Origin of the sequence: Sphingobacterium detergens (assembly GCF_003610355.1) — a bacterium.
GTDB lineage: Bacteria > Bacteroidota > Bacteroidia > Sphingobacteriales > Sphingobacteriaceae > Sphingobacterium > Sphingobacterium detergens.
In genome coordinates, this window is sequence record NZ_RAPY01000006.1 from 161,317 (window position 1) to 187,678 (window position 26,362).

23 protein-coding genes are annotated in these 26,362 nt (G+C 39.7%); 20 read left to right on the top strand and 3 right to left on the bottom strand.

Annotated features, from left to right (window positions below; translation table 11 throughout):
* Positions 1 to 27 precede the first annotated feature (27 nt).
* The 4 genes from DFQ12_RS23375 to DFQ12_RS23390 all read left to right on the top strand — a co-directional run bounded on the left by DFQ12_RS23375 (position 28) and on the right by DFQ12_RS23390 (position 5,011).
* On the top strand, positions 28 to 1,242 hold the full coding sequence (locus DFQ12_RS23375; protein ID WP_244211832.1) for an acyltransferase family protein: 1,215 nt from the start codon (positions 28 to 30) through the stop codon (positions 1,240 to 1,242).
* A gap of 102 nt (positions 1,243 to 1,344) precedes the next feature.
* Entirely contained in the window at positions 1,345 to 1,623 is a 279-nt protein-coding gene (gene rpsO, locus DFQ12_RS23380; protein ID WP_120261475.1) for a 30S ribosomal protein S15, read from the top strand.
* A gap of 656 nt (positions 1,624 to 2,279) precedes the next feature.
* Complete coding sequence (gene pnp / locus DFQ12_RS23385) at positions 2,280 to 4,466, top strand: polyribonucleotide nucleotidyltransferase (protein WP_120261476.1); 2,187 nt, start codon at positions 2,280 to 2,282, stop codon at positions 4,464 to 4,466.
* 176 nt (positions 4,467 to 4,642) lie between these two features.
* Positions 4,643 to 5,011: a hypothetical protein gene (locus tag DFQ12_RS23390; RefSeq protein WP_120261477.1), complete on the top strand. Its 369-nt coding sequence runs from the start codon at positions 4,643 to 4,645 to the stop codon at positions 5,009 to 5,011.
* Positions 5,012 to 5,049: 38 nt separating this feature from the next.
* Here DFQ12_RS23390 and DFQ12_RS23395 read toward each other — a convergent pair whose 3' ends face one another.
* Positions 5,050 to 5,376 carry a DUF493 domain-containing protein gene (locus DFQ12_RS23395; RefSeq protein WP_120261478.1) on the bottom strand — a complete coding sequence of 109 codons (327 nt, stop codon included), beginning with the start codon at positions 5,374 to 5,376 and terminating at the stop codon, positions 5,050 to 5,052.
* 77 nt (positions 5,377 to 5,453) lie between these two features.
* Complete coding sequence (locus DFQ12_RS23400; RefSeq protein ID WP_120261479.1) at positions 5,454 to 7,736, bottom strand: GH92 family glycosyl hydrolase; 2,283 nt, start codon at positions 7,734 to 7,736, stop codon at positions 5,454 to 5,456.
* A 143-nt stretch (positions 7,737 to 7,879) separates the two neighbouring features.
* Between DFQ12_RS23400 and DFQ12_RS23405 the strand changes: the two genes are divergently transcribed.
* Positions 7,880 to 8,890, top strand: coding sequence for a LacI family DNA-binding transcriptional regulator (locus tag DFQ12_RS23405; protein WP_120261480.1), 1,011 nt, complete (start codon positions 7,880 to 7,882; stop codon positions 8,888 to 8,890).
* On the opposite strand, the gene DFQ12_RS23410 is transcribed toward DFQ12_RS23405, so the two are convergent.
* Entirely contained in the window at positions 8,880 to 9,350 is a 471-nt protein-coding gene (locus DFQ12_RS23410; RefSeq protein ID WP_120261481.1) for a methionine-R-sulfoxide reductase, read from the bottom strand. The genes DFQ12_RS23405 and DFQ12_RS23410 overlap by 11 nt on opposite strands.
* Before the next feature lie 339 nt (positions 9,351 to 9,689).
* Between DFQ12_RS23410 and DFQ12_RS23415 the strand changes: the two genes are divergently transcribed.
* The 15 genes from DFQ12_RS23415 to DFQ12_RS23485 all read left to right on the top strand — a co-directional run bounded on the left by DFQ12_RS23415 (position 9,690) and on the right by DFQ12_RS23485 (position 26,347).
* Positions 9,690 to 10,952: a cytochrome c3 family protein gene (locus DFQ12_RS23415; RefSeq protein ID WP_120261482.1), complete on the top strand. Its 1,263-nt coding sequence runs from the start codon at positions 9,690 to 9,692 to the stop codon at positions 10,950 to 10,952.
* A gap of 37 nt (positions 10,953 to 10,989) precedes the next feature.
* The gene (locus DFQ12_RS23420) at positions 10,990 to 14,004 is read left to right on the top strand and encodes a TAT-variant-translocated molybdopterin oxidoreductase (protein WP_120261483.1); all 3,015 of its coding nucleotides are present in this window, start codon (positions 10,990 to 10,992) and stop codon (positions 14,002 to 14,004) included.
* 29 nt (positions 14,005 to 14,033) lie between these two features.
* Complete coding sequence (nrfD, locus tag DFQ12_RS23425) at positions 14,034 to 15,518, top strand: NrfD/PsrC family molybdoenzyme membrane anchor subunit (RefSeq protein ID WP_077437920.1); 1,485 nt, start codon at positions 14,034 to 14,036, stop codon at positions 15,516 to 15,518.
* 6 nt (positions 15,519 to 15,524) lie between these two features.
* Positions 15,525 to 16,061: a DUF3341 domain-containing protein gene (locus DFQ12_RS23430; protein ID WP_120261484.1), complete on the top strand. Its 537-nt coding sequence runs from the start codon at positions 15,525 to 15,527 to the stop codon at positions 16,059 to 16,061.
* Positions 16,045 to 16,683, top strand: a complete 639-nt coding sequence (locus tag DFQ12_RS23435) for a c-type cytochrome (RefSeq protein WP_404479136.1) — start codon at positions 16,045 to 16,047, stop codon at positions 16,681 to 16,683. The genes DFQ12_RS23430 and DFQ12_RS23435 overlap by 17 nt, the downstream gene beginning before the upstream one ends.
* Before the next feature lie 19 nt (positions 16,684 to 16,702).
* Positions 16,703 to 17,938: a quinol:cytochrome C oxidoreductase gene (locus tag DFQ12_RS23440; protein ID WP_120261486.1), complete on the top strand. Its 1,236-nt coding sequence runs from the start codon at positions 16,703 to 16,705 to the stop codon at positions 17,936 to 17,938.
* A 43-nt stretch (positions 17,939 to 17,981) separates the two neighbouring features.
* Positions 17,982 to 19,319, top strand: a complete 1,338-nt coding sequence (locus DFQ12_RS23445; RefSeq protein WP_120261487.1) for a cytochrome c oxidase subunit II — start codon at positions 17,982 to 17,984, stop codon at positions 19,317 to 19,319.
* Positions 19,320 to 19,347: 28 nt separating this feature from the next.
* Positions 19,348 to 21,219 (top strand): cytochrome c oxidase subunit I, encoded by a 1,872-nt coding sequence (locus DFQ12_RS23450; RefSeq protein ID WP_208642614.1) that lies wholly within the window; start codon positions 19,348 to 19,350, stop codon positions 21,217 to 21,219.
* Between the two features lie 80 nt (positions 21,220 to 21,299).
* On the top strand, positions 21,300 to 22,343 hold the full coding sequence (locus tag DFQ12_RS23455; protein WP_120261488.1) for a COX15/CtaA family protein: 1,044 nt from the start codon (positions 21,300 to 21,302) through the stop codon (positions 22,341 to 22,343).
* Between the two features lie 73 nt (positions 22,344 to 22,416).
* The gene (gene cyoE, locus DFQ12_RS23460; RefSeq protein ID WP_120261489.1) at positions 22,417 to 23,322 is read left to right on the top strand and encodes a heme o synthase; all 906 of its coding nucleotides are present in this window, start codon (positions 22,417 to 22,419) and stop codon (positions 23,320 to 23,322) included.
* On the top strand, positions 23,322 to 23,903 hold the full coding sequence (locus DFQ12_RS23465) for a cytochrome c oxidase subunit 3 (protein ID WP_120261490.1): 582 nt from the start codon (positions 23,322 to 23,324) through the stop codon (positions 23,901 to 23,903). Before cyoE ends, DFQ12_RS23465 begins: the two co-directional genes overlap by 1 nt.
* Before the next feature lie 9 nt (positions 23,904 to 23,912).
* A complete protein-coding gene (locus tag DFQ12_RS23470) occupies positions 23,913 to 24,647 on the top strand; it encodes a cytochrome c oxidase subunit 3 (RefSeq protein WP_120261491.1) in 735 nt (244 codons plus the stop codon).
* A 27-nt stretch (positions 24,648 to 24,674) separates the two neighbouring features.
* Complete coding sequence (locus DFQ12_RS23475; protein WP_120261492.1) at positions 24,675 to 25,052, top strand: cytochrome C oxidase subunit IV family protein; 378 nt, start codon at positions 24,675 to 24,677, stop codon at positions 25,050 to 25,052.
* A gap of 12 nt (positions 25,053 to 25,064) precedes the next feature.
* Complete coding sequence (locus DFQ12_RS23480; protein ID WP_120261493.1) at positions 25,065 to 25,793, top strand: SCO family protein; 729 nt, start codon at positions 25,065 to 25,067, stop codon at positions 25,791 to 25,793.
* Positions 25,794 to 25,801: 8 nt separating this feature from the next.
* A complete protein-coding gene (locus DFQ12_RS23485) occupies positions 25,802 to 26,347 on the top strand; it encodes a DUF420 domain-containing protein (RefSeq protein ID WP_120261494.1) in 546 nt (181 codons plus the stop codon).
* Positions 26,348 to 26,362 lie beyond the last annotated feature (15 nt).

The window sequence follows — 26,362 nt, forward strand, 5'->3', positions numbered from 1 at the left end:
TATATTTACTAGCTAATCACTTAATTTATGATGAAACAACGTTATTATTCCTTGGATGTGTTTCGTGGGGCTACTGTAGCACTGATGATTATGGTAAACAATCCTGGGACATGGGCACATATGTTTGCACCGCTTAAACATGCAGCCTGGCATGGATGCTCACCCACGGACCTGGTTTTCCCGTTTTTTCTATTCGCTGTAGGGAATGCGATGTCCTTTGTGATTCCTCGCTTGCAGGAAGCTGGTCCAGCAGTTTTCTGGAAAAAAGTGCTTAAGCGTACAGTGTTAATTTTTGCAATTGGTCTTTTTATTAACTGGTGGCCTTTTATTAAATGGGAAGGAGCAGAACTGGTTTTTAAACAATGGGTAGATCCAAATGATCCAAGTCGAGGTATTCGTATTCTTGGGGTATTGCAACGTATTGCCATCGCTTATTGTTTTGCTTCTATATTAGCTTATTATTTTAAAGAAAAGGCAATTATCTGGATTTCTGCTGGTATACTATTGCTGTACTGGGCTGTTTGTGCATTGATGGGGGGAGCGGACCCATATAGTTTAGAAGGGTGGTTTGGGACAAAGTACGATATCGCTATTTTAGGGGTGCCGCATATCTATAAAGGTGAAGGTGTTCCATTCGATCCGGAGGGATTGATGAGTACTTTGCCGGCAGTAGTTCAGGTTGTGTTTGGTTATCTGGTGGGTGTATTTATTAAAAAACAAGGCCAGGTGGACTGGCTTTGGTCTAAGGTGCCCACTTCAAACGAACCTCATTTTAAGCTGTTGTCGGGGATGTTTGTGACAGGTTTTATCCTTGTTGTTTTGGCATGGATCTGGGCGCTTGGGTTTCCGATCAATAAAAAAATCTGGACCAGTTCCTACGTGCTGTATACCACAGGACTTGCTACAATGACCATTGGAGGTATGATTTGGTTTATAGAGGTGCAAGGTGTTAAAAATAAGTTGACTCAATTTTTTGATGTATTCGGCAAAAACCCTTTATTTATATTTGTACTGAGCGGAATTTTACCTCGTTTTCTGGGGCTATTCCGGATCCCGGATGGACTGGCTGACGATGGAACACAAAAATATATTGACGCTTTTGGCTGGTTTTATAAATATGTCTGTGCCCAAGTTCCAGGTATCCCTGAAGTTGGTTCTTTTGTCTATTCACTGTGTTTTTTAACGCTGATGTGGGTAATCTGCTACTGGCTGGACAAGAAAAAGATATACGTAAAAGTATAGTGAAAGCGAAGAGGTTAGGACGGTGTATTTGCTGATCCAAAAAAAAATACTACCTTTGCACGCAATTAATAAATTTTTTAACGCTTTAATATTATTCAAGAGATGTATTTAAGTAAAGAGTACAAAGCTGGAATCTTCGCAGAATTTGCTGGATCAGCTACTAACACTGGATCTACAGAAGGTCAAGTTGCTTTATTCACTAAGAGAATTGCTCACTTAACAGAGCATTTGAAAAAGAACAGAAAAGATTTCGGTACACAACGTGCCCTACAAATGTTGGTAGGTAAACGTCGTTCATTATTGGCTTATCTTTACAAAACTGATATTAACCGTTACCGTGCGATCATCAAAGGTCTAGGTCTACGTGATATCATCAAATAAGCTTTTGTACAAAGGTTTTTAGGAAAGCCATCCAAATTTTGGATGGCTTTCTTCGTTTCATTACCCCATTGTTTGTTTTTAACGATGGAAACAGTCCAGAAAGCTTGTGCAAGCTCTTTTTGAATCGCGGAGGTTTTTACTTTGGCAAAAGGTCATTTGGTAGCTCATATTGATTGATCCAAGCAACAACCGTTCGACGGGGATTCGGGCGCTGTTCGGCGATTCTTCGTGAGTGCATTGAGATTGCTTCGGGACTGAGTCGGGACAACTTTGGGACTCGTTCGGCTGTTCTTTGACTGTTGTTTGCCTTGTTGTTGGTAAACAACCGACGCGCTACCGAGCAACTGTCAAACAAGGGGCGAAGCATTCCCGAGGCAGTGTCACAGTTTTCCCGAAGCGGGTGCCTAGCGGATTCGAACACTGTTGGCACTTGAAGGGACTTAAGCGGACTTGAGGGGACTTGAAGGGACTTTGATATGCTTATTGTTCTGGGTGCAAGAATAATCGCTTGTCGTATCTTGGTCGTTTTGATGATTTAGCATTATGTTAATTGCATTAATCTTAATATTTTAATTTACCTTTGTGCTGAAATCTAACGTATTTAAAATATCGGCACGCTGCCAACAAGATGAAAAGCGTGTCAAAAACAAGATTAAATGAATTACAACGAAATTAAAACAACCATCGATATGGGTAATGGCACCCAGATCGAATTGTCTACAGGAAAATTAGCGAAACAAGCTGATGGTGCTGTAGTATTAAAACAAGGTGATACGATGTTGCTTGCAACTGTCGTTTCTGCCAAAGAAGCTAAATCTGGTGTTGATTTTTTACCCCTTTCAGTAGATTATCAAGAGAAATACGCGGCTACTGGCCGTATTCCGGGTGGCTTCTTACGTCGTGAGGCTAGATTGTCAGACTATGAAGTATTGATTTCTCGTTTGGTAGATCGCGCATTACGTCCATTATTCCCTGAAAACTATCACGCAGATACACAAGTTGCCATCAGCTTAATCTCTGCTGATAAAGATATCATGCCTGATGCTTTAGCAGGTTTGGCAGCATCTGCTGCAATTGCAGTTTCTGATATTCCTTTTAACGGTCCTATCTCAGAAGTTCGTGTAGCGAAAATTGACGGTCAATTGGTCATCAATCCAAAGTTATCTGAACTTGAAAATGCAACTTTAGAATTTATCGTTGCTGGTTCTGCTCAGGATATCGGTATGGTGGAAGGTGAAGCCAAAGAAATTTCAGAAGCTGAAATGGTTGAAGCAATTGCTTTTGCTCACGAGGCTATCAAAAAACAAGTTGCTGCACAGGTAGAATTGGCTAATTTGGTTGGTAAAACTGTGAAACGTGCGTATAATCACGAGCCTGAAAATCTTGAATTGAGAGATTCTATTTTTGCTGCTACTTATGATAAAGTATACGCGATTGCAAAATCAGCTTCTGCGAAACATGACCGTTCTGAAAACTTTGCAAAAATTGCGGAGGAATACAGAGCAACAATGCCTGAAGAATTGGATGATGACACTGCATTCTTATTCAAAAAATATTTCCACGATGTTCAGTATGATGCTGTCCGTAATCTAGTTTTAGATGAAGGTATGCGTTTAGATGGTCGTAACGTACGTACGGTACGCCCGATCTGGTCTGAAGTGGATTACTTGCCAGCAGCACACGGTTCTGCTGTATTCACACGTGGTGAAACACAATCTTTGACTTCGGTTACTTTAGGCGCTAAAGACGATGAGCAAATGATTGATGGTGCTTTTATCAACGGTTATAACAAATTTATCCTTCACTACAACTTCCCAGCATTTTCTACAGGTGAAGTAAGACCAAATAGAGGTCCTGGTCGTCGTGAAGTTGGTCATGGTAACTTGGCGATGCGTTCATTGAAACAAGTATTACCTGCAGATAATGAAAACCCATATACAATCCGTGTAGTTTCTGATATTTTGGAATCCAATGGTTCGTCTTCCATGGCGACAGTATGTGCCGGCACATTGGCTCTTTTGGATGCTGGTGTGAAGTTGAAAGCCCCTGTATCTGGTATCGCAATGGGATTGATCTCTGATGAGAAAACTGGTAAATATGCAATTTTATCGGATATCTTAGGGGATGAAGATCACTTAGGTGATATGGACTTTAAGGTAACTGGTACTGAAAAAGGTATCGTTGCTTGTCAGATGGACTTAAAAATCAATGGTTTGAAATGGGAAGTGTTGACACAGGCTTTGGATCAAGCGAAAGAAGCCCGTTTACACATCTTAGGTGAAATGAAGAAAACCATTTCTGCTCCACGTGAAGACTACAAACCACATGCACCTCGTATCGTTCAATTGTTGATTGATAAAGAATTTATCGGTGCTGTGATCGGTCCAGGTGGTAAGATCATCCAAGAAATGCAACGTGAGACTGGTGCAACAATCTCTATCGAGGAGGTTGATAACAAAGGTGTCGTTCAGGTGTTTGCAGACAATAAAGCTGCAATTGATGATGCTGTAGGTCGTATCAAAGCGATTGCTTCTAAACCTGAGATCGGTGAAACTTACGAAGGTAAAGTAAAATCAATTATGCCATTTGGTGCATTTGTTGAGATTATGCCGGGTAAAGATGGTTTATTGCACATCTCTGAAATTGACTGGAAACGTCTTGAAACAATGGACGGAATCTTCAAAGAAGGTGATAAAGTAACAGTTAAATTATTGGATATTGATAAACAAGGTAAAATGAAACTTTCACGTAAAGCTTTATTGCCTCGTCCTCCAAGAGAAGATAAGCCAAAACAAGATAACCCGAATGGTGAAGCTCCAGTAGCTGGTGCCGGTCAGGAATAAACTTGATCTTGAACTCATATAGAAAAGCCCGCTAATAGCGGGCTTTTTTGTGGGATTTATTTGATTAACTTGTTGATATTCTTTAAATTTTGGTTCGAATATATTGTTTTCTCTTCCTATTGTTATTATATGGTCCTGTTGGGGCACAAGTATTAAAAAATACTGATACAGTCCGTATGTATAATGCAGTGGAAATTTTTCTTGAACCGAAGGGCGGTATGCATAATTTTAAGATCCATTGGTTAAACTATCTAAAAGAAGTTATGAGGGAAAGTCGGTTGGATAAAGCGATATATGCTGATCATATATTTGAGATAATCGTCACAAAAGACGGGACACTATTGGACAGGAAAAGTGATTCTAAAGATCCCGTTCTAATTGATTTTCTAAGAAAGCAAAAAAGATGGAGCCCAGGGATTCAATCCGGGCGCCCGATATGTTATCTTTTGAAACTCAAAGTTCCGAAAGAATTGTTTGATAAGGTAAAAATGGAGGAATTGATTGTTCGAGGGGATTTGTTCACGCAGGAACTTCTTGGACCATAAACAAAAGAGGCTGTCATTTCGACAGCCTCTTTTAGTTTTTATAACATAATAACACCTTTTATCTTGGCGACTTCTTTGTAGAAGTAAATGACCTGATCTGCATCTTTTACATTCAGGTTGACTGTGATTGAGGTATATTTCCCTGTTTTGGAATCCTTGAAGTCAAACCGTGCATCAGTATCATCAAATACACGTTGGATCTGGTTGAAATGATCCTGATCCTTTGGTAAGATAAACTTATAGGTATAGTCTTTTGGAAAGGTCTCCAAATCTTCTAATCTTTCTTTGAAGCTTTCATAGAAGTCTTTTGGATTCTCGCCACCATCAGGGATGTCTTGTATATTGATGTTTTTGTAATCTGCCATTTTTTGTTCTCCTTAAATTTATATAATAAGGTGTTAACAAATATTAATCCATGAATGTTTTGCTGACAATTTTTCAGTTAATTATTGTCAACGCTTGTAGGTCTGTCTGCTTTGTTTTTTCCAAAGTTTTTATTCGGCGTAGCACTCATCTCAATTTCCATCTGACCACCCTGTAGCAATTGTGCATGTGTGATGAAAGTCTTGGTGTAAGGCTTCCCGTCCAATTTGATCGATTTGATGTATTGGTTTGCTTTACCTTGGTTTTTGACTGTTATCGCTAAAGTCTTACCATTTGGCAAATTGATGTTGGCATGTTCCATCATCGGCGAACCAAATACATATACACCGCTCATAGCATTCAATGGATAGAATCCCATCGCCGAGAATACGTACCATGCGCTCATCTGACCGACGTCATCGTTACCACAAAGTCCTGCCGGTGTATTTGTATAGAAATCGGTCATCGCTTTACGCGCCAATGCGGCACCTTTCCACGGCTGTCCTGCATAGGCATATAGGTAAGGGATATGGTGGTTGGGCTCGTTGCCTTGTGCATATTGGCCGATTAGTCCTGAGATATCTGGAGAAGCCTCTCCACCGAGATCCGAAGACATGGTTGTGAAGTAATCCAGTTTCTTTAAAAATTGCTGTTCGCCGCCAAAAAGATTAATCAAACCTGTCACGTCTTGTGGTACCAACCAAGTGTATTGCCATGCATTCCCTTCACAGTAATCATTTTCACGGTGCTTAGCCATTAATGGATCAAAAGGTCTGCGGAAGTCACCATTGACTTTTCTACCAACAAAGTGACCTACTTCTTTATCAAAATATTGCTCATATAATTTATAGCGTTTTTTGAAATAAGCAGCATCTTCTGTCTTTCCTAATTTCTCGGCAATTTTATAAGCGCCAAAGTCGGCGATAGCATATTCCAATGCCCAAGCAACGGATTCATTCGGCATACTGTCGATAGGAATATAAGTCAGGTCGCGCGCAAATTTCAACCCATGGTCATTGCCCATAGCGGTTGTTTTGACAGCTTCCCATACCAACGGATAATCCTTCTCGTCGATGATTCCTTTTAAGAAGGCATCTGCGATGACCGGAATGGCCGGCAAGCCAACCATGGTATTGGTTTCATTACCCTGCAAATGCCACATCGGTAATTTCCCTTGTTGTTGATATATAGCAAGCATGGTTTTGATAAAATCCTGATTGATTTTACGGTCTTCAAGGATGGTCATCAGTGGATGAAGCCCGCGATAGGTATCCCAAAGGGAGAATACAGTATGATTTACAAAATCCTGTTTTTCGTAAACCTGTTTATCCGTACCCAAATAATCACCGCTTGCATCGTTGAAAATTGTAGGGGCGAAGTAGGTGTGGTATAAAGCAGTATAGAAGATTGTTTTTGTATCCTTATCTGCTTCAAACTGGATTTTGTTTAAGGTTTTATTCCAACGTTGATCGGCTTCTTGCTTTACTTTCTCAAAATTCCAGCCTGGAATCTCCGCATTGATATTATTTAAGGCATTGGTCGAGCTGACTGGCGAAATACCGACTTTCAGTTCAATGTTCTTGTTTTTAGCTGCATCAAAGAAAAGCGCTGCTTTGATCGCTTGTCCTTTGAAGGTCGTCTGACCGAATTTTTCGTCTTTGCCATCAAAGAATCTAACCTTTTGGATAGGCTGCGAAGTTTTTATAGCAAAGTATAGCTTTTGGTCACTGGCCCAGCCTGTGGAGAAACGATAACCAACGAATGTAGAATCATTGATCTGTTTGATATAGGTATCAGTTGGTTTATCCCAATTGATGTGATAACCCAGATCAACTAAAATATGGGCATTGTCTGTTTTTTCGTATTGGTATTGGTGGTAACCAACTCTTTCTGTTGCTGTGAGATTGGCCTGAACTTTATAGTCATCCAGATAGGCACTGTAAAATCCGGGTTTAGCGACTTCATTTTCCTTTTTGAATGACGAGCCATAGCCAGTATTCATTTTGTTGAATTCTGCAGGTGTCAATTGTAGCTTGCCATTCGCCGGAACGATCATAAGATCATTGAGGTCGCCAATGCCTGTTCCGCTCAGGTGGGTGTGGGTAAAACCCAATATTTCCTGGCTTTTGTAATTGTAGCCGCTGCACCAATCCCAGCCATTGAATTTGTCCCAGATCTGTGGGATCTGCGTTGGCCCAAGTTGTACCGCACCTAGAGGTACATTGGCTCCGACAAAGACGTGTCCGTGATCTGCTGATCCAATAAATGGATTGACATATTGTGTTAAATTTTGCTGAGCTTGAACGCAAAATGGTAAAATTAGCGTGCCCAACACTGTTGTGATGAGTTTATTTCCTGTCATAGGTTTTGTGTTCGGGTATTTGAAACTGCTTAAAATTAGTAAATAAAACCTTTTAGCGCAATTTTATTATTATTTTAGTAAATTGTCGTTAAATTTTTTACTTTAGTAATCTTCGAAATAAAAACTTAACAAACCTACTCTACATGAAGAAACGTATTCTGATCAGTGATATCGCAAAGGCGTTGGGAATTTCTGTAACTACAGTATCCTTTATTTTGAATGACAAGGCAAAAGAGAAGCGTATCAGCGAGGCGTTGACCAAGCGCGTATTGGATTATGTCAAGAAAGTAGGGTATAAGCCAAATGAATTGGCGAAGAGCTTGCGAACCGGAAAAACCAAGATTTTAGGTTTGATTATCGAAGACATCTCGAATCCTTTCTTTGGCAATATTGCACGTTTGATCGAAAGCAAAGTATACGAGCAGGGATACCGCATTATTTATTGTAGTACCAACAATGATGTCGAGAAGGCGAAGGAACTGATCCAAATGTTTTACGATCGTCAGGTTGACGGTTTTATCATTACGCCTTCAGATGGTTTGGAGGATACTGTCAAACAATTGCAGCAAAGTAATATTCCTGTTGTACTTTTTGACCGCTATTTTCCGGATCTGGAGACAGACTATGTTGGCGCAGATAATTTTCAGGGTGCTTTTGATGCCACAAGCCATTTATGTCAACAGGCGTATAAGCGTATCGGCTTTGTGTCTTTATACTCGGATCAGACCCAGATGAAGGAGCGTTCGGAGGGATATCTGAAAGCAATGGATAATAATAAGCAGCAGAGTTTTATTCAGAAGGTGCAGATGGATGCATCAGATGACGAAGCAATGGAGTCACTAAAAGATTTTATTTGTGAAAATCGTTTGGATGCTGTTTTGTTTTCGACCAATTATCTGGCGATTTCTGGATTAAAAGCTTCGAAGAAATATAATTTTGTCATGCCGGCAATGATCGCCTTCGATGATCATACCGTATTTAAATTACTGGAGCCTTCCATCACTGTCGTTTCACAGCCGATCAAGGAGATAGCAGAAAATCTGATCAATATACTTTTGCTCCGTCTACAGGGCAAAATAAAAGCAACACGTAAGATGGTGTTGCCTTGTGAATTGAAAATTCGTGAGTCGACGAAAGCAAAGGTTACTTTGTAGTATCCGCTACGAATTTCATTGAAATAGAATTGACGCAATGGCGCGTGTTTTTTGCCGTGAAACCTTCGCCAAGAAAAACATGCCCCAAATGCGCACCGCATTTAGTACACAGGATTTCTGTACGGCGTCCATCTGCATCCGTGATCCGCGTGATTGCTTCAGGGATCTCATCATCAAAGCTCGGCCAGCCACAACCAGATTCAAATTTTGATTCCGAACGGTATAGTGGACTATCGCAACGTCGACAAATGTAAGTTCCTTTCACCTTGTTATCCAAAAGTGCACCCGTAAAAGGACGCTCCGTCCCTTTATGTACAATCACATATTCCTCTTCTTTGCTTAACGGGTTGTGTTTTTTATTCGTTTCCATTTTCGTAGTCTGTTTAATGTTCTGCTGACCCTGACAGGAATAGCCTATTAGGAACAAGCAGATACAGTAGCTATATAATAGCGTTTTCATACCTATAAAGTTACGAAATTAATATGGGAAAATGTTTTTTTAGCCCGGAATGATCTTGATATTCAGGTATTTTAAATTGTCATAGTAATGTCTTATATTTGATAGGCGTAGCGTGATGAAAAGTTAAGGTAATTGATGTACTTCGTTCACATAATAGGGATTTAATGTGGTTTAAACGCAATTGTTTAGAATGATTATAAATTGATATTAAAGGTCACAAAATTGTCAGCGATTTGTTAATAAATCATACTTTTGTGGCATTGTTAGGGGGGTAGTGGCTCCTTTAACCATGGGAGTTAATTTTTTACATTCACAAATAAATAGTATAAAGTGCTAAATATGAGAACTATCTCATCCGTTTTGGGAAGCCTTGCGAGGGTGGTGTCAACGAGTTTGATGCTATTATTTGCCGTTACGACGTTGCATGCGCAAGATGTCAAGGAAGGTGAAAAAATCTTCAAATCTAAGTGTACATCCTGTCACGCCATTGACAGAAAAGTAGTTGGTCCTGCTTTGAAAGGAGTTCCAGATACTAAATCTGAAGAATGGTTGATTAAATGGATCCGTAACTCTCAAGCTTTAATTGCTACAGGTGATGCTGAGGCGGTTAAAATCTTCGAAGAGTACAACAAATCTGTGATGACCTCTTTTACCGATCTATCTGATGATCAGATTAAATCTGTAATTGCGTTTATCAAAGATGCCTCAGTAGAGAAACCGAAAGGTGATACTCCTGGTGGCGCTGCTGCAAAAGATGATAATGCGTCAATGTTCATGATCTTGGGCTTGATCGCTGTTGTTGTTTTGGCGGTTGTTGTGATCGTGGTGTTGAACCGTGTGATCCGTACCTTAGAAAATGTAATTGCTAAGAATCAGGAAGCTATTGCAGCGCAACAAGAACCTGAAGACAATCAACGTTTTGTGAAGTTTGCGAAAGCATTCGTTAAAAACAAAAAATTGGTTGGATTTACCGTGTTGATGCTTGTTGCTTTATTGGCAGTAGGTGGTTGGAAGACGATGTGGAACGTAGGTGTTCACGAAGGCTACAAACCTGTTCAACCAATCAAGTTCTCACACCAAATCCACGCTGGTGTAAATAAAATTGAGTGTCAATACTGTCACGGTGGTGCATTTAAATCTAAAAATGCTTCTATTCCATCGGCTAACGTATGTATGAACTGTCACAATACAGTCACTGCATCAGAGCACTATGATGGTGAGATCTCTCCAGAAATTGCTAAAATCTATCGTGCATTGGATTGGAATCCTGAGACGCGTACTTACGGTAACAATCCTAAGCCAATTCAATGGGTTCGTATCCACAACTTGCCTGATTTCGCTTACTTCAATCACTCACAACACGTTGTGGTAGCAGGAGTAGAGTGTCAGACTTGTCACGGTCCGATCCAAAATATGGAAGAAGTGTACCAATACTCTCCATTGACGATGAAATGGTGTGTTGATTGTCACAAAAAGACAGATATCAAATCAGATAATAAATATTATGAAGATTTGATCAAGGCACACGAAAGAATTAAGAAAGGTGAGAAAATGACTGCAGCCATGATCGGTGGTCTTGAGTGTGGTAAATGTCACTATTAATAATTATTTGAAATACGCAATCTTATATACAGCTTAAATGGATAGCAATAAAAAATATTGGAAAGGTTTGGAAGAGTTAAATCAAACTCCTGCTTTCGTTGAGGGAAGCAAGGGTGAGTTTGCCGAATCTATTCCTGTAGAAGATGTATTAAACGAAGCTGGCTTGAGTACTAAAACTCCTCGCCGTGACTTCTTGAAAGCATTAGGTTTTGGTTTGGGTGCTGTTTCTTTAGCGGCTTGTAACCGTACTCCTGTGCATAAGGCAGTTCCTTATTTGATTAAACCTGAAGAGGTAACTCCAGGTATCCCTAACTATTATACGTCGACATTCAATGGTCAAAGTATCTTAGTTAAAACTCGTGAAGGTCGTCCTATCAATGTTGAACCTAACCCTAATGCAATTGGTTTGAACCAAGGTTTGGATTCAACGACTGCTGCTTCGGTATTGGATTTATATGATGAATCTAAATTGAAGCAAGCGCAATTGAAAGGTCAAGATGTTGAGTGGTCTAAATTGGATGGGGAAGTTGTTAAAGCATTGACTGCTGCTGCATCTTCTGGTAAACAAATTACGATCGTTTCTAATACAGTAAACAGTCCTTCAACTTTGGCAGCTATCGCTGCTTTCGCAACGAAATTCCCTACAGCGAATCATGTACAATACGATGCTGTTTCTTACAGCGGTATTATCGAAGCAAATAAAGCTTCTTTTGGTAAAGCTGTAGTTCCTTCATACAATTTTGATAAAGCAAATGTAATCGTTTCAGTTGCTGCTGATTTCTTAGGAACTTGGTTAGCAGGTGAGGAGCATACACAACAATACGCTAAAAACCGTGACTATAAATCATTGAAAAATGGAAAAATGTCACGTCACGTGCAATTTGAGTCTGGTCTTTCGATGACTGGTACAAATGCTGATGCACGTATTGCTATCAAACCTTCAGAAGAAGGTGCTACCTTGGTCGCTTTATATAATGCAATCACTGGTCAAACATTGGCTGGTGCGACTGCAAACAAAAAAGCACAAAAAGGTGTAGCTCTTGCAGCAAAAGAATTGGTGAACAGCAAAGGCGCTGCCCTGGTTGTTGCCGGTTCAAATGATGTGAATGTTCAGGTATTGGTCAATGCAATCAACGTTGCATTGGGCGCTTACGGTACAATCATTGATTTAGATAACTATTCTAAACAATACCAAGGTTCGGATTCTTCTTTCCAAGCTTTCTTAGCTGCTGCTAAAGGCGGTCAAGTGGGTGTAGCGTTCTTCTTGAACAGCAACCCTGTATATGACTACTTCAAAGCGGATGATGTAAAAGCAGCTTTGAAACAGATTCCTTTCACATTATCATTCGCACAACGTGCTGATGAGACTGCGTCGGAATTGACAGCGATTGCTCCTGCAAGTACTTTCTTGGAGTCTTGGGGTGATGCTAACCCGAAAGAAGGTTTGTACTCTATCGTTCAACCTACAATCAATCCTGTTTTCCAAACGCGTCAAGCTGAACAAAGCTTGTTGACTTGGGCAGGAAACACAACAGATATGTACAACTTTGTTAAGAACTTGTGGTCTACACAAATCTTAGCTGGTTCTACAAAAAACTGGGATGCTGTATTGCAAACTGGTTTTGAATATAAAGGTGCTAAAGCTGCAACTGCTCCTGCATTTACAGGAAATGCTGCCGCTGCCGCTACTGCAATCGAAGCTTCTAGCAAAGCAATCACTGGTGAGTTTGAATTGAAACTTTACGAGCCTTCTGCTCTTCGCGATGGTCGTTATGCAAACAACGCTTACTTACAGGAATTACCTGATCCAGTATCTAAAGTAACTTGGGACAACTATGCTGCCCTAAATCCAAAAGATGCTGAAAAACTAGGCTTAGGTGAAGATGGTAAAGTGACTGTAAAAGCAAATGGTGTCGAATTGGAATTGCCAGTTGTACAACAACCAGGTCAAGCTCAAGGAACTGTTTCAGTTGCTGTAGGTTACGGTCGTACTAAAGTTGGTAAAGCAGGTAATGAAGTTGGTAAAAACGCATTCCCATTTGCTTCTATCATCAACGGTACTGTTCAAGGTGTTGCAAAAGCAACAGTAGCGAAAGCTTCTGGAACTTACCAATTGGCACAAACACAAACACACCACACAATCGAAGGTCGTAACGTGATTCGTGAGACTACGTTTGCGAAATATTTGAAAGATCCTAACTCTGAGGCAGGACGCTTTACAGATAATCACAAAACGTACGATTTGTGGAACAAATATGAGCAACCGGGTCACAAATGGGTGATGGCGATCGACTTGAACGCATGTACAGGTTGTGGTGCTTGTATCGTTGCTTGTAACGTAGAGAATAACATCCCTGTTGTAGGTCGTGATGAGGTTCGTCGTCGTCGTGAGATGCACTGGTTACGTATCGACCGTTACTATACAATCGAAGGCAAAGATCAAGATCTGACAAAAGAGAAAGAGATTGCGAAAGCTTCAGCTGAATTGGATTTCGAAGATATCACTGTTGTTCACCAACCCATGTTGTGTCAGCACTGTGGTCACGCACCTTGTGAAACTGTATGTCCGGTATTGGCTACAGTACACTCTTCAGAAGGTCTGAACCATATGGCTTACAACCGTTGTTTCGGTACACGTTACTGTGCGAACAACTGTCCGTTCAAAGTACGTCGTTTCAACTGGTTTGCATACTGGAATGATTCACGTTTTGATAACTACTTGAACAATGAGTTCACACAATTGGTATTGAATCCAGATGTAGTAACTCGTTCACGTGGGGTAATGGAAAAATGTTCGATGTGTATCCAACGTATCCAAGGAGGTAAATTGAAAGCTAAGATTGAAAATCGCAAAGTTAAAGATGGCGATATCCAAATGGCTTGTCAACAAGCATGTTCGGCAAATGCAATTATTTTTGGTGATGCGAATGATCCAGAATCAGAAGTTTCCAAAGCATTACGCAATGAGCGTGTTTATTACGTACTTGAGGAAATCAATGTTCAACCGGGTATCGGTTATATGACAAAAGTTAGAAACACTTTTGAGGCGTAATCTTGTACAATATTTGAAATAAAAATACTATGTCATCGCATAACGAATCAATATTAAGAGAACCATTAATGACCGGTAAAGACATCACGTATGCAAAAATTACGGATGATATCTTACTACCGGTTGAAAATAAACCAAATAAAGCATGGTGGATTGGTTTTACCGTTGCTGTATTGGGTGCTTTATTATGGGTAGTTAGCGTTAGTTATACCTTTTGGACAGGTATCGGCGCTTGGGGTCTGAATAAAACAGTAGGCTGGGCTTGGGATATCACCGACTTCGTATGGTGGGTTGGTATCGGTCACGCTGGTACGTTGATTTCAGCTGTATTATTAATTTTCCGCCAGAACTGGCGTAACTCAATCAACCGTTCCGCAGAGGCGATGACGATCTTTGCGGTAATCTGTGCGGCTACATACGTTGTAGCTCACATGGGTCGTCCTTGGTTGGCATATTGGATTTTCCCTCTTCCAAATCAATTTGGATCACTTTGGGTAAACTTCAACTCTCCATTGGTATGGGATGCATTCGCGATCTCAACATACTTTACAGTATCCTTGGTATTCTGGTACTGTGGTTTGTTGCCGGATATCGCGACTATCCGTGACCGTGCTACTGGATTAAAACAAAAGATCTATTCTGTATTATCATTCGGTTGGAATGGTTCTGTGAAGACTTGGCAACGTTTTGAAATCGTGTCCTTGATCTTGGCAGGTATTTCAACTCCGCTAGTACTTTCTGTACACACAATCGTATCCATGGACTTTGCAACTTCGGTTATCCCTGGATGGCACACGACGATCTTCCCTCCATATTTCGTGGCAGGTGCGATCTTCTCAGGCTTTGCGATGGTACAGACCTTATTGTTGATCTTACGTAAAGTAATGAACTTTGAGAACTACATCACAATGTTCCACATTGAGTCAATGAATATCATTATCATGACGACTGGTTCTATCGTGGGTGTGGCTTACTTAACAGAGTTGTTTATTGCAATGTACTCTCGTTCAGAATACGAAATGTATGCTTTCGAGAACCGTATGTTGGGTCCATACGCTTGGGCGTATTGGTCAATGATGACTTGTAACGTAATTTCTCCACAGTTATTCTGGTTCAAAAAAATCCGTACAAGTATTCCGATCTCATGGATTCTATCTATTGTGGTAAATATCGGTATGTGGTTTGAGCGTTTCGTAATTATCGTGACTTCATTGCACCGTGATTACTTGCCTTCATCTTGGGCAATGTTCTACCCAACTTGGACAGACGTAGGTATCTTTGTAGGTTCAATTGGATTATTCTTTACTTTATTCTTGTTGTTCTTACGTTTCTTGCCAGGTATCGCAATTGCCGAAGTTAAATTGTTGTTGAAATCATCGTCATTACAACACAAAACTAAATTGGCTCAAGAAGGTGCATTCCCTGCAGAGCAAGTTGAGTACTTCCAAGAATCATTGGAAAAATATGATTCAGTGACAGAAGAAGAGATTAAAGAATTATCAGTTAGAAAATAATCAGCAATGAGCAATACAAAATATATATTAGGTAGTTTTGCGGATCCGGATGACATGATGCATGGGATCGACAAATTGCAAGCAAACAATATAAGTATTTATGACTGCTTTACTCCGATGCCTATCCACGGCATCGAAGCGAAGTTAGGTGTAAGACCTTCTCGCTTGCCTATCGCAGCATTTTGCTTTGGAGCATTAGGAACGACATTAGGTTTTAGTTTGTTGTATTATACTATGGTATACGATTGGCCGATGAATGTCGGTGGTAAACCATCATTTGCAATGCCAAACTTTGTTCCAGTAACATTTGAGGTTACGATCTTATTGTGTGCTTTGGGAATGGTTGCTACATTTTTCTTCCGTAACCACTTGTTCCCGGGACGTACGCCTCGCGTGATGGACCTAAGAGCAACAGATGACCGTTTCATCCTTGCAGTAGATGCCAAAGAAAATGCAGACCACGCTTTGATCGATAGCTTATTGAAAGAAGCAGGTGCTGTTGAAGTTAAGTACAATGATAGAAAATATGTTAGCTATGAATAAGAAGAATTTACTTGGAACTGTATGCGCAGCTGTAGCATTGACAGCACTTGTTTCTTCTTGTGGTGACAAAACGACTCGTAGTACAGGTTTGGAATTTTCCCGTAACATGTACGATCCGCTTGCTTTCAATCCGGATCAACCCAATGCGAATTTTGCTGATGGAAAGACAGCACAGGCACCTCCTAAAGGTACAGATCCAATTGGTTTCACTCGTTTTGAGTATGCCAATACATTAGAGGATTATGTACGCGCTGGTGCTGAGGTGAAAAATCCTTTGCTTGTTAATGCTGAAAACCTTGAAAAAGGTAAGGCTTTATTCACTACATACTGTTCAGTATGTCACGGGGTAGAAGGTAAAGGGGATGGACCTCTTACGAAAGATCGTAGTGTAACTGATTCTAGAGGTACTCGTCAATTAGAGAACTTTCCGCCGCCACCGTCTTATCACAGAACGGATAAAGCGAACTCTTCAAGAGGTGGTTTCATGGCTGACTTGACAGATGGTAAGATTTACCATACGATTTATTATGGACATAACTCCATGGGATCGCATGCATCTCAATTGTCTCCAGAAGAGAGATGGAAAGTTGTTATGTATGTTCACGAATTACAAAAGAAATAATCTAACATCAGATATATAAATGGGAACTCACAGTCATCATCACGATTATAATTTCAACGAGCGATACGAGTTTGCTGGCAAAGCTAAAATGTTCAGTATTATCGCTGTTGTACTAGGCGTAGCTGCTGTAGCTATGGGGTTGCTCTCGGGCGATCACGTTACTGTAGAGCGTACATACGCCAACTTGTTATTGATGGGTTATTACTTTACATGTGTGTGTGCAGCAGGAACATTCTTTGTTGCTTTGCAATATGTAACACAGTCTGCATGGTCTGCAGGTCTGGTACGTATACCTCAAGCTATGGCGGGTGTTTTACCAATTGCATCATTGATTTTATTGGTTATTGTAGGCTTAGGTTTGACTACACATAACTTGTATCACCACTGGCATGCAGATGGTCTTACTGACCCTAATAATGCAAATTACGACCCTATTATCGCAGGTAAATCTGCTTATTTAAATGTTCCTTTCTTCTTGATCCGTCAAGTTGTATTTATGGGACTATATAGCATTTTTGCAGTTATTTTTGCGAAACTTTCTTATAAAGAGGATTTAGAAGGCGGTTTGGCTTCTTACAAGAAATCATTCAAATTGTCTGCAATCTTCTTGGTTATCTTCGGTTTTACTACACCAATCTGGTCTTTCGATACCATCATGTCCTTAGAGGCACACTGGTTTTCTACCATGTTTGGTTGGTACAACTTTGCAGCAATGTGGGTAAGTGGTATCTGTTGTATCACGATCATCGTTGTTGTATTGAAGAAAGCTGGTTATATGAACTGGGTAAACGAAAATCATTTACACGATTTGGGTAAATTGATGTTCGGTTTCTCAATCTTCTGGACTTATGTTTGGTTTGCACAATTCATGTTGATTTGGTATTCAAACATTCCTGAAGAAACAGTTTATTTCTACAAACGTTGGGAACCTGAATACAAACCTTGGTTTTGGTTGAGTATTATCATTAACTTTGTGGCACCATTGTTACTATTAGTGGATCGCGATGCTAAACGTAAACAAAATGTTATGTTGTTCGTAGCGATTCTATTGTTGGCAGGTCACTGGCTAGATTATTATATCATGATCATGCCTGGTACTGTTGCTGAACATAGAGGATTTGGTATCATTGAAATCGGAACTGCACTTGGTTTCTTAGGTTTGTTTGTATTCTTAGTGATGAACAAATTGAGTAAACAAGCCTTGGTGCCTAAAAATCATCCTTTCTTGGATGAGAGTTTGCATCACCAAATATAGTTTCACTTTTAAAGGAAGGTTACGTAAAAACGTTATAAAAGAAATGAGCTTTAAATTAAATAATAGATTCAAATCCATCTCGGGTTTTGTGCTTGCACTAGGGCTGCTTTTTGCAAATCCTATTCTTGCAAGTCAACAAGATACAGTAGCATCTGACTCTGCTAAAGTGGCGACTACAGCGGTAGCTGCCCCTGCAGCAACGGATTCGGTTGCAAAAGATACAACAGCGGCAGCAGGTACTGCTGCTGTTGCATCTGCTAGCTCTACGACAGAAGCTGGCGCTGCTGCTCCTGCTGTTGAAGAAGTGAAGCAAATAGACCCTCAGGTTTATAAAAACTTCACATACTATGTGTTATTATTCTTGGTCATCTGTACAATAGTTGCTGTTGTCGGCAAGGTACTTTCGATCTACGAATTGACACGGAAAATGAACGGTAGATACAATCCATTTGCGAATAACACATTCCAATCGACATTGTTGTTTATCTTCTTGGTTGTTTTTCTTTACGGTGTTTACTGGTCATACGTCCATTGGGGCGCTGCATATTGGCGTTCTGCGGTAACTGAACATGGTTTACGTATTGATAACATGTTTATCATTACAACCGCAATTACAACATTTGTATTGGTTATTACACATATCTTGTTGTTGACGTTCCCATACATATACCGTATGCGTGCCAAAAGCAAAGCCTATTATTATCCGCATAACAATACTATTGAGAAGATTTGGACAATCGTTCCTGCTGTAGTTTTGACCGTATTGGTATTGTTCGGTTTCTTTACTTGGAGATCAATTACAAATGTTCCTGAGGATCTTCAAAAATCCGCATTGCAAATTGAGGTTTTAGGTGAGCAGTTTCAATGGCAAGTACGTTACCCTGGTACGGATGGTATCATTGGTAAGCGTAATTACAAAATGACGACACCGACGAATTCTTACGGTATTGACTTTAATGATAAAAATTCATGGGATGATATTCAAGGTTCTGAAATCTGGTTACCTGTAAATAAACCAGTTCGTTTCCATATCGTTTCAAAAGATATTATTCACTCTTTCTTTATCCCAGATTTCCGTGTTCAGATCAATGCGGTACCGGGAATGACCAACTATTTCCAATTCACACCTACTGTAACAACAGAAGAAATGCGTGATCGTTTGGGAGACTACAACTATGATTTTGTGATGTTATGTAACAAGATCTGTGGTATGGGTCACTACAATATGCAAAAGAAAGTTGTTGTTGTAACTGAGGCACAATACAAAGAGTGGTTAGCTAAACAAAACAAATATTTTACTGAAGACCTACAAAAAGAATTCAGTGGTAAAACGGCTAACGTAAAAAAGGATAGCGTACAAGTTACAGCATCTTTGAACTAATTAAGAATTTTTGAATATAAAATCGAATATGTCAAGTACAGTAATATCGCATAGCGCTGAACATCACGATTCGCACGGACATCATCACGAGGAATCATTCATCAGAAAGTATATCTTTTCTGGTGACCACAAGATGATTGCCAAGCAATTCTTGATCACTGGTATCATCATGGCAGTTTTTGCGATGCTTTTATCAGTATTATTCCGTATCCAATTAGCATGGCCGGATAAAGATTTCCCTATATTAGAGGTATTCTTGGGCAAATGGGCTGAAGGTGGCCGTATTAAGGCGGATTTTTTCCTTTCCTTGGTGACCATCCATGGTACTATTATGGTATTCTTCGTGTTGACAGCGGGTCTATCGGGTACATTCAGTAACTTATTAATTCCATATCAAATCGGTGCGCGCGATATGGCGTCGCCTTTTATGAATATGTTATCTTACTGGTTGTTCTTCATTGCATCAGTAATCATGATCGCTTCTTTCTTTGTAGAGAGCGGACCTGCTTCTGCTGGTTGGACAATCTATCCACCATTATCGGCTGTACCGACTGCAATCTCCGGATCTGCAACGGGTATGACTTTATGGTTGGTCAGTATGGTTCTTTTCGTTGCTTCTCAGTTGATCGGTGGTATCAACTACGTAAGTACGATTTTGAACATGCGTACAAAAGGTATGGATCTATGGAAAATGCCTTTGACAATCTGGGCGTTTTTCTTAACTGCGATTGTGGGTATGTTGTCATTCCCGGTATTGGTATCCGCGGTGGTTCTTTTGATTTTTGACCGTGCCGCTGGTACGTCATTCTATTTGTCTGACTTGGTTGTACAAGGACAGATTTTACCTAACGAAGGTGGTTCTCCAATTTTGTTCCAGCACTTATTCTGGTTCCTGGGTCACCCTGAGGTATATATCGTCGTTATGCCTGCATTAGGTTTGACTTCTGAGGTTATTGCTACAAACTCACGTAAACCAATTTTCGGTTACCATGCCATGGTTTACTCTTTGATCGGTATTACAGTGTTGTCATTTATCGTATGGGGGCACCATATGTTTGTGACGGGGATGAATCCGTTCTTAGGTGGTGTATTTATGATCACAACCTTGATTATTGCTGTTCCATCTGCTGTTAAGGCATTTAACTACCTAGCAACGTTATGGAAAGGTAATATCCGTTTTACACCTGCAATGATGTTTGCTATCGGTTTGGTATCTTTCTTTATCTCCGGTGGTTTGACAGGATTGTTCTTGGGTAACGCGGCATTGGACATCAACTTGCACGATACGTATTTCGTTGTAGCCCACTTCCACTTGGTAATGGGATCTGCGTCCATCTTCGGTATGCTTTGTGGTGTTTACCACTGGTATCCTAAAATGTTTGGTCGTATGATGAACACGAAATTAGGTTATTTACACTTTTGGTTGACTTTCATCGGTGCTTACATGGTATTCTTCCCAATGCACTTTATGGGTATTGATGGTGTGCCACGTCGTTATTATGCATTTACTGAGTTTGCTTTCATGGCAAAATGGGTTTCTGTGAATCAATTGGTTACTTGGGCTGCTATCGTTGCTGCTTTGGGACAGGTTGCATTTTTATGGAACTTCTTTTACTCGATCTTCTTCGGTAAGAAAGCACCACAAAACCCTTGGCAATCGAATACCTTGGAATGGACTACTCCGGTAGAACATATTCATGGTAACTGGCCAGGAGAAATTCCAACAGTGCACCGTTGGCCTTACGATTACAGTAAGCCAGGTCATGGTGAGGATTTCATTCCTCAAGATGTTCCTTTCTCTGAAACGATGAGCTCGAATTTGCCTCATGATTTTGAAGGAGATGAGGAAGCTGAGCGTATCCAAGCAGAATGGAATGCTCAAAATGGTAGAAAAGACTAATAAGATTTAGTAGAATAGAGTAGGGCTTGTACCTACTCTATTTTATACAAGTTTGTATTTTAAGAGGTAGGGGTAGTATTATGTTTCCAGCTGCTGAAAAGCGATTTATAAAGACCAATTTTATTACGATTATCGTACTGTTTATGGTCATTATTGCTGGGGGTGTTGTGCGGAGTACAGGTTCAGGCATGGGATGTCCAGATTGGCCTAAATGTTTTAACCGCATTATTCCACCCACAGATATTTCCCAATTACCCCAAGGATACGAACAACATTATATTGAAGGGAGAGCAAAGAAGAATGAACGTTTCGCCAAGATTGTCGAATTTTTTGGTGATAAGGAAATGGCTTACAAGCTTCGTACCGACAAAAGTATTTTGCAACATGAGGAATTTAATGTTGCGAAGACTTGGACGGAGTATATCAATCGTTTGGTGGGAGTTATTTCTGGATTCTGTTTATTGTTTACCGCAATTTATTCCTTCACGTATATAAAATCAAAAAGTTCGATCGTTGTTTGGTCAGTGGTTAATCTTTTTGTTGTGGTCATTCAGGCCTGGTTAGGTTCGATCGTGGTATCAACCAATTTGATGCCCTGGATCATCACCGTACATATGCTCTTGGCGCTTGTAATTGTTTGTATCAGTATATATACATACTTTAAAGCGGTTACACTACGTGACAAGACCATATTGGTTAATCGTTCTTTAAGCGTATTAAAAGGTCTTGCGTTGATCTCCATTTTGTTGATGTTAACGCAGGTGATCGTCGGAACGGGAGTTCGGGAGGAAGTTGATCTATTGACTGGCTCCAACATTGCCCGCGCCGATTTTATAACAGCTATTGGCCAACAATTCGAAGTACATCGATGGTTGGCATATTGTTCTTTGATTTTAGTTATTGTATTATTCTTTTTGGTCCGCACAAGTTTCAATACGGGATCTAAGCAGTTTAAATTTGCTTTAATCGCGTTGATCCTCGTGGGTATCCAAATGCTATCAGGAATTATCTTAGCTCGATTTGCAATACCTGCATTTGCGCAGACAACGCATCTGGTTGTTGGGACACTTTTATTTGGTGCTCAATTTTATCTGTTGTTGCTGTTAAATAAGCAAAGGCATTAATTTTGAAATTCGAGATGTTTATGTTAAAAACTATGTGTTTGAATACACTGGTAGTAGGAGGTCTCTTTTAATTATGAAAGAATTTATTTCAGATTTTAAAAAGCTAGTTAAGTTAAGACTTACGTTGACGGTGGTATTCTCCGCGTCAATTGCTTTTCTGATAGGATCAAAACAACAGGGTGAAATTTTCTGGGTCAATTGGTTGTTGTTGACTGTGGGTGGTTTTCTGGTAACAGGTTCTGCCAATGGTTTTAATGAAATCATCGAAAAAGATCTAGATAAGTTGATGAAACGTACAGAGGATAGACCGCTACCTTCTGGTCGGATGACAACAGGTCAAGCTTTGGTAATGAGTGTCTTTATGGGCATCTTGGGTACCTTGGTATTGGTTCGCCTAAATTTTGTCGCTGGCCTACTGTCGGTTTTTTGTATCTTACTTTATGCATTCATCTATACACCTTTAAAAAGAAAATCACCAATAGCCGTGTTTGTAGGTGCATTCCCGGGCGCATTTCCACCATTAATTGGTTATTATGCTGCCTTTTCACAGGATGATCTGGCCTATTACAGTGGACACAACGAAGCCGCAATTATTATTATTCCCTTCGTTTTGTTCGCGATTCAGTTTTTATGGCAATTTCCGCATTTCTGGGCAATCGCTTGGGTTGTGGATGATGACTATAAATTGGCTGGTTTTAGGTTGTTACCAACTACAAAACGTGATAAGATATCGGCCTTTATGGTATTCATTACCGGATTGTTAATGATTCCTGCTGGATTTATACCTTATTATTTTGGCTTTGGTGGAATTTGGTTTACGATAGTGTCGGTCATTGGTGGATTGATGTTTGGTTATTATGGCTATTTGCTTTTTAAGAATTGTGATATTCCTTCAGCAAAGAAAGTTATGTTTACATCGTTCATTTATTTGCCTGTTACACAACTCGTATTATTGCTTAACTTTATTCCTTTGAAATAATGTTAGATATACAAGCACAGACTGACGAGAAGTTAGTACAGAGAAAAGCTCAGAAATTCAACCTTTGGTTGGGTATGTTGGGCATGTTCATGATGTTTGCTGCGTTATCCAGTGGTTTCATTGTATATACAGCGAGTGGCGTGGACAAAGGGATCAAGACTTTATTACCAAATGCACTATTGTATAGTACGATTGTGATTGCAGTAAGTAGTCTTACGATGTTTTTAGCACATAAAGCGGCTAAAAATGGTGATTCTTCCAAACAAAAGGCATTTTTGATAGTCACTTTTGTTTTGGGCATCGTGTTTTTTGCGTTACAGGTACATGCTTGGAACGTATTAATCGAAAGAGGTGTTTATTTTGTGAATAACAATGCATCTCAGTCGTTTATTTACGTTTTTATTTGGATGCACTTGGCACATATTATTGCGGGTTTGATCGTTTTGATTGGCGCGATTATAGGGGTTAACAAACTTCCTAAGGACGGCAATCTTTTCCGCATGGATCTTGCCAGTATTTTTTGGCATTTTCTCGATCTTTTATGGATTTATATATATGTTTTCTTACTTTTGAATCAATAATAGTAAACAATGAGTACAACAGTATCGCAATTGGATAAGGTAAAAACTGGTCCATGGAATGGTGGAAAATCACCTTGGAACTTAGAGTATGGAAAAATCATGATGTGGTTTTTCTTGGTAGGGGATGCCTTCACATTTTCTGCATTTTTGGTTTATTACGGCGCGCAACGCTTTTCTCACCCAACATGGCCTGATCCTGATAAGATTTTCCAATCTATCCCGGGTATTGCTGACCATGGTCAACCTTTGGTATTCGTTGGTTTGATGACGTTTATTTTGATTATGTCGTCGGTAACAATGGTTTTGGCTGTTGAAGCTGGTCACCGTAATCAAAAGAATGAAGTCGTTAAATGGATGCTTTGGACGATTTTGGGTGGTATCTGTTTCGTAGGCTGTCAGGCTATCGAGTGGACTCACTTACACCACATGGGATTCTGGTTTGGTAAAAACCCGGCGACTGGTTTAGAAGGTGATGCAATTAAGACGGCCTTATTACCTTACTTTACACACGATATTTCCTATACTTCGGCGTTGCAATTTGCAAACTTGTTCTTTACGATTACAGGTTTCCACGGTTTCCACGTTACAGTTGGTATTATTTTAAACATCATCATTCTTTTCATGACGTTAAATAATACATTCGAAAATCGTGGTTCTTACTTAATGATTGAAAAAGTAGGTTTATATTGGCACTTTGTGGATTTGGTGTGGGTATTCGTATTTACATTCTTCTACTTAATCTAATCACTGAATTAATAATTTTAGATCGCTATGTCACAATATCAAGATAATATCGCTCACGGAGAGCATGCTCACGAAGGTGGGATGGATAAGAAGGCCATCTGGAGAGTATTTGGCGTACTTTTGGCGCTTACTTGTCTAGAGTTCTTAATTGCATTAGGTTTTGTTCACCACTGGCAAATTTTAGCCAAAGGTGCGTTGGTAAATACTATTTATATCGTTTTAACTTTGGTTAAAGCATATTATATCGTTGCATTCTTTATGCACTTGAAATTCGAAAAATCGAGTTTCATCGTTACCGTAGCAATAGTCTTTATTTTTATTATTTATTTTATCGTCCTGATGTTAGTTGAGGGAGGTTTCTTGGCGGGTGCTTTTCAGGAGCATCAATTGTTTCCAAATAAATAGATAAAGTGAATAATGGATAATAATACTGGACAAAAGAAAGGTATTAAAACTATATTGATCCTGGCAGTAATTCTTTTATTGCCAGGATTTTTATATTTTATACTAAATAAAAGTGGTTCCAATAATTACGTTTCCCTCCCTATTTTTGGTAAGAAGGAAGTTCCTGGAACAACACACCGTAAATGGGGACGGGATATCCCTGATACGATTTATCATACTGTGCCTTCGGTCAATTTTGTTAATTACGATCGTAAGCCTGTACAGTTATTGGATAATGATACGACACTTTCAGTCGTTCACCTGATGTATTCGCGGGATGCATCGCTGTCGAGAACGATGATTAAAAGATTGGATCAGATTGCCAACCGTTTTATTCATAACAAAAAGGTAAAGCTGTATTCCATAACAGTCGATACCACATACGATACACCAGAAGTACTTGCGAAATATGCTAAAGTTTACAAACCCTGGACTAAATCTTGGTTTTTTGTGACAGATCCTGCTGTTGATATCTTTAAATTTGCCAAAGAGAGTTTATTGCAGGATGCAATCGTAAGTAACGACAAAGCAAAACCTTTTATCATCGGATCCAACTATCTTTTGCTTGACACAAAGGGACGGATTAGAGGTATCTATGATATCAATGTCAAGACGGATATTGATCGATTGGAAGATGAAATTAAATTATTGTTGGTGGAGGAGATCCGAAATCATCCCGCTACGATAGAACAAAAGAGATAGTTAGAAACATGGAAGAGAGTCTTATCAAAGAAAAAAAATACAGTAAGTGGATTTGGGTGCTTTCTGTTGTTATACCAGTTGTCGTGGCTGTATTATTTACTGTCAATCTACAAAAATTAGGTTATGATGTGAAGCCATTGACTTTTTTACCGCCTATTTATGCGACGATCAATGGTGTTACTGCAATTTTGTTGTTTTGGGCAGTAGCTGCAATAAAGAAAGGTAACAAAGCGCTGCATGAACGTTTGATCAAATGTTGTATTGCCTGTTCCTTGGCTTTTTTGGCGATGTACGTGGCTTATCACATGACGTCTATTGAAACAAAATATGGGGGTGAGGGAATTTTGAGACCAATCTATTTCTTTATACTGATCACACATATTCTCTTATCTATTATAATCATACCGTTTGTTCTTTTTACTTTTGTAAGAGGTATTTCGGGATCTTATGCGCGACATAAAAAGTTGGCACGGATCACTTACCCCATGTGGCTCTATGTTGCCGTGACAGGTGTCATTGTTTATTTGATGATTTCACCCTATTATATAGGTTAATTTAACAAAGGAAAG

What these genes read in the sequence shown, in the direction of transcription:
- DFQ12_RS23465 (WP_120261490.1), top strand. Translation starts at nt 23,322, where the DNA reads ATGTTAGATATACAAGCACAGACTGACGAGAAGTTAGTACAGAGAAAA.
- pnp (WP_120261476.1), top strand. Translation starts at nt 2,280, where the DNA reads ATGAATTACAACGAAATTAAAACAACCATCGATATGGGTAATGGCACC.
- DFQ12_RS23410 (WP_120261481.1), bottom strand. Translation starts at nt 9,350, where the DNA reads ATGAAAACGCTATTATATAGCTACTGTATCTGCTTGTTCCTAATAGGC.
- DFQ12_RS23400 (WP_120261479.1), bottom strand. Translation starts at nt 7,736, where the DNA reads ATGACAGGAAATAAACTCATCACAACAGTGTTGGGCACGCTAATTTTA.
- DFQ12_RS23455 (WP_120261488.1), top strand. Translation starts at nt 21,300, where the DNA reads ATGTTTCCAGCTGCTGAAAAGCGATTTATAAAGACCAATTTTATTACG.
- DFQ12_RS23480 (WP_120261493.1), top strand. Translation starts at nt 25,065, where the DNA reads ATGGATAATAATACTGGACAAAAGAAAGGTATTAAAACTATATTGATC.
- DFQ12_RS23390 (WP_120261477.1), top strand. Translation starts at nt 4,643, where the DNA reads ATGTATAATGCAGTGGAAATTTTTCTTGAACCGAAGGGCGGTATGCAT.
- rpsO (WP_120261475.1), top strand. Translation starts at nt 1,345, where the DNA reads ATGTATTTAAGTAAAGAGTACAAAGCTGGAATCTTCGCAGAATTTGCT.
- DFQ12_RS23415 (WP_120261482.1), top strand. Translation starts at nt 9,690, where the DNA reads ATGAGAACTATCTCATCCGTTTTGGGAAGCCTTGCGAGGGTGGTGTCA.
- DFQ12_RS23450 (WP_208642614.1), top strand. Translation starts at nt 19,348, where the DNA reads ATGTCAAGTACAGTAATATCGCATAGCGCTGAACATCACGATTCGCAC.
- DFQ12_RS23475 (WP_120261492.1), top strand. Translation starts at nt 24,675, where the DNA reads ATGTCACAATATCAAGATAATATCGCTCACGGAGAGCATGCTCACGAA.
- DFQ12_RS23395 (WP_120261478.1), bottom strand. Translation starts at nt 5,376, where the DNA reads ATGGCAGATTACAAAAACATCAATATACAAGACATCCCTGATGGTGGC.
- DFQ12_RS23430 (WP_120261484.1), top strand. Translation starts at nt 15,525, where the DNA reads ATGAGCAATACAAAATATATATTAGGTAGTTTTGCGGATCCGGATGAC.
- DFQ12_RS23440 (WP_120261486.1), top strand. Translation starts at nt 16,703, where the DNA reads ATGGGAACTCACAGTCATCATCACGATTATAATTTCAACGAGCGATAC.
- DFQ12_RS23485 (WP_120261494.1), top strand. Translation starts at nt 25,802, where the DNA reads ATGGAAGAGAGTCTTATCAAAGAAAAAAAATACAGTAAGTGGATTTGG.
- nrfD (WP_077437920.1), top strand. Translation starts at nt 14,034, where the DNA reads ATGTCATCGCATAACGAATCAATATTAAGAGAACCATTAATGACCGGT.
- DFQ12_RS23375 (WP_244211832.1), top strand. Translation starts at nt 28, where the DNA reads ATGATGAAACAACGTTATTATTCCTTGGATGTGTTTCGTGGGGCTACT.
- DFQ12_RS23445 (WP_120261487.1), top strand. Translation starts at nt 17,982, where the DNA reads ATGAGCTTTAAATTAAATAATAGATTCAAATCCATCTCGGGTTTTGTG.
- cyoE (WP_120261489.1), top strand. Translation starts at nt 22,417, where the DNA reads ATGAAAGAATTTATTTCAGATTTTAAAAAGCTAGTTAAGTTAAGACTT.
- DFQ12_RS23435 (WP_404479136.1), top strand. Translation starts at nt 16,045, where the DNA reads ATGTTAGCTATGAATAAGAAGAATTTACTTGGAACTGTATGCGCAGCT.
- DFQ12_RS23405 (WP_120261480.1), top strand. Translation starts at nt 7,880, where the DNA reads ATGAAGAAACGTATTCTGATCAGTGATATCGCAAAGGCGTTGGGAATT.
- DFQ12_RS23420 (WP_120261483.1), top strand. Translation starts at nt 10,990, where the DNA reads ATGGATAGCAATAAAAAATATTGGAAAGGTTTGGAAGAGTTAAATCAA.
- DFQ12_RS23470 (WP_120261491.1), top strand. Translation starts at nt 23,913, where the DNA reads ATGAGTACAACAGTATCGCAATTGGATAAGGTAAAAACTGGTCCATGG.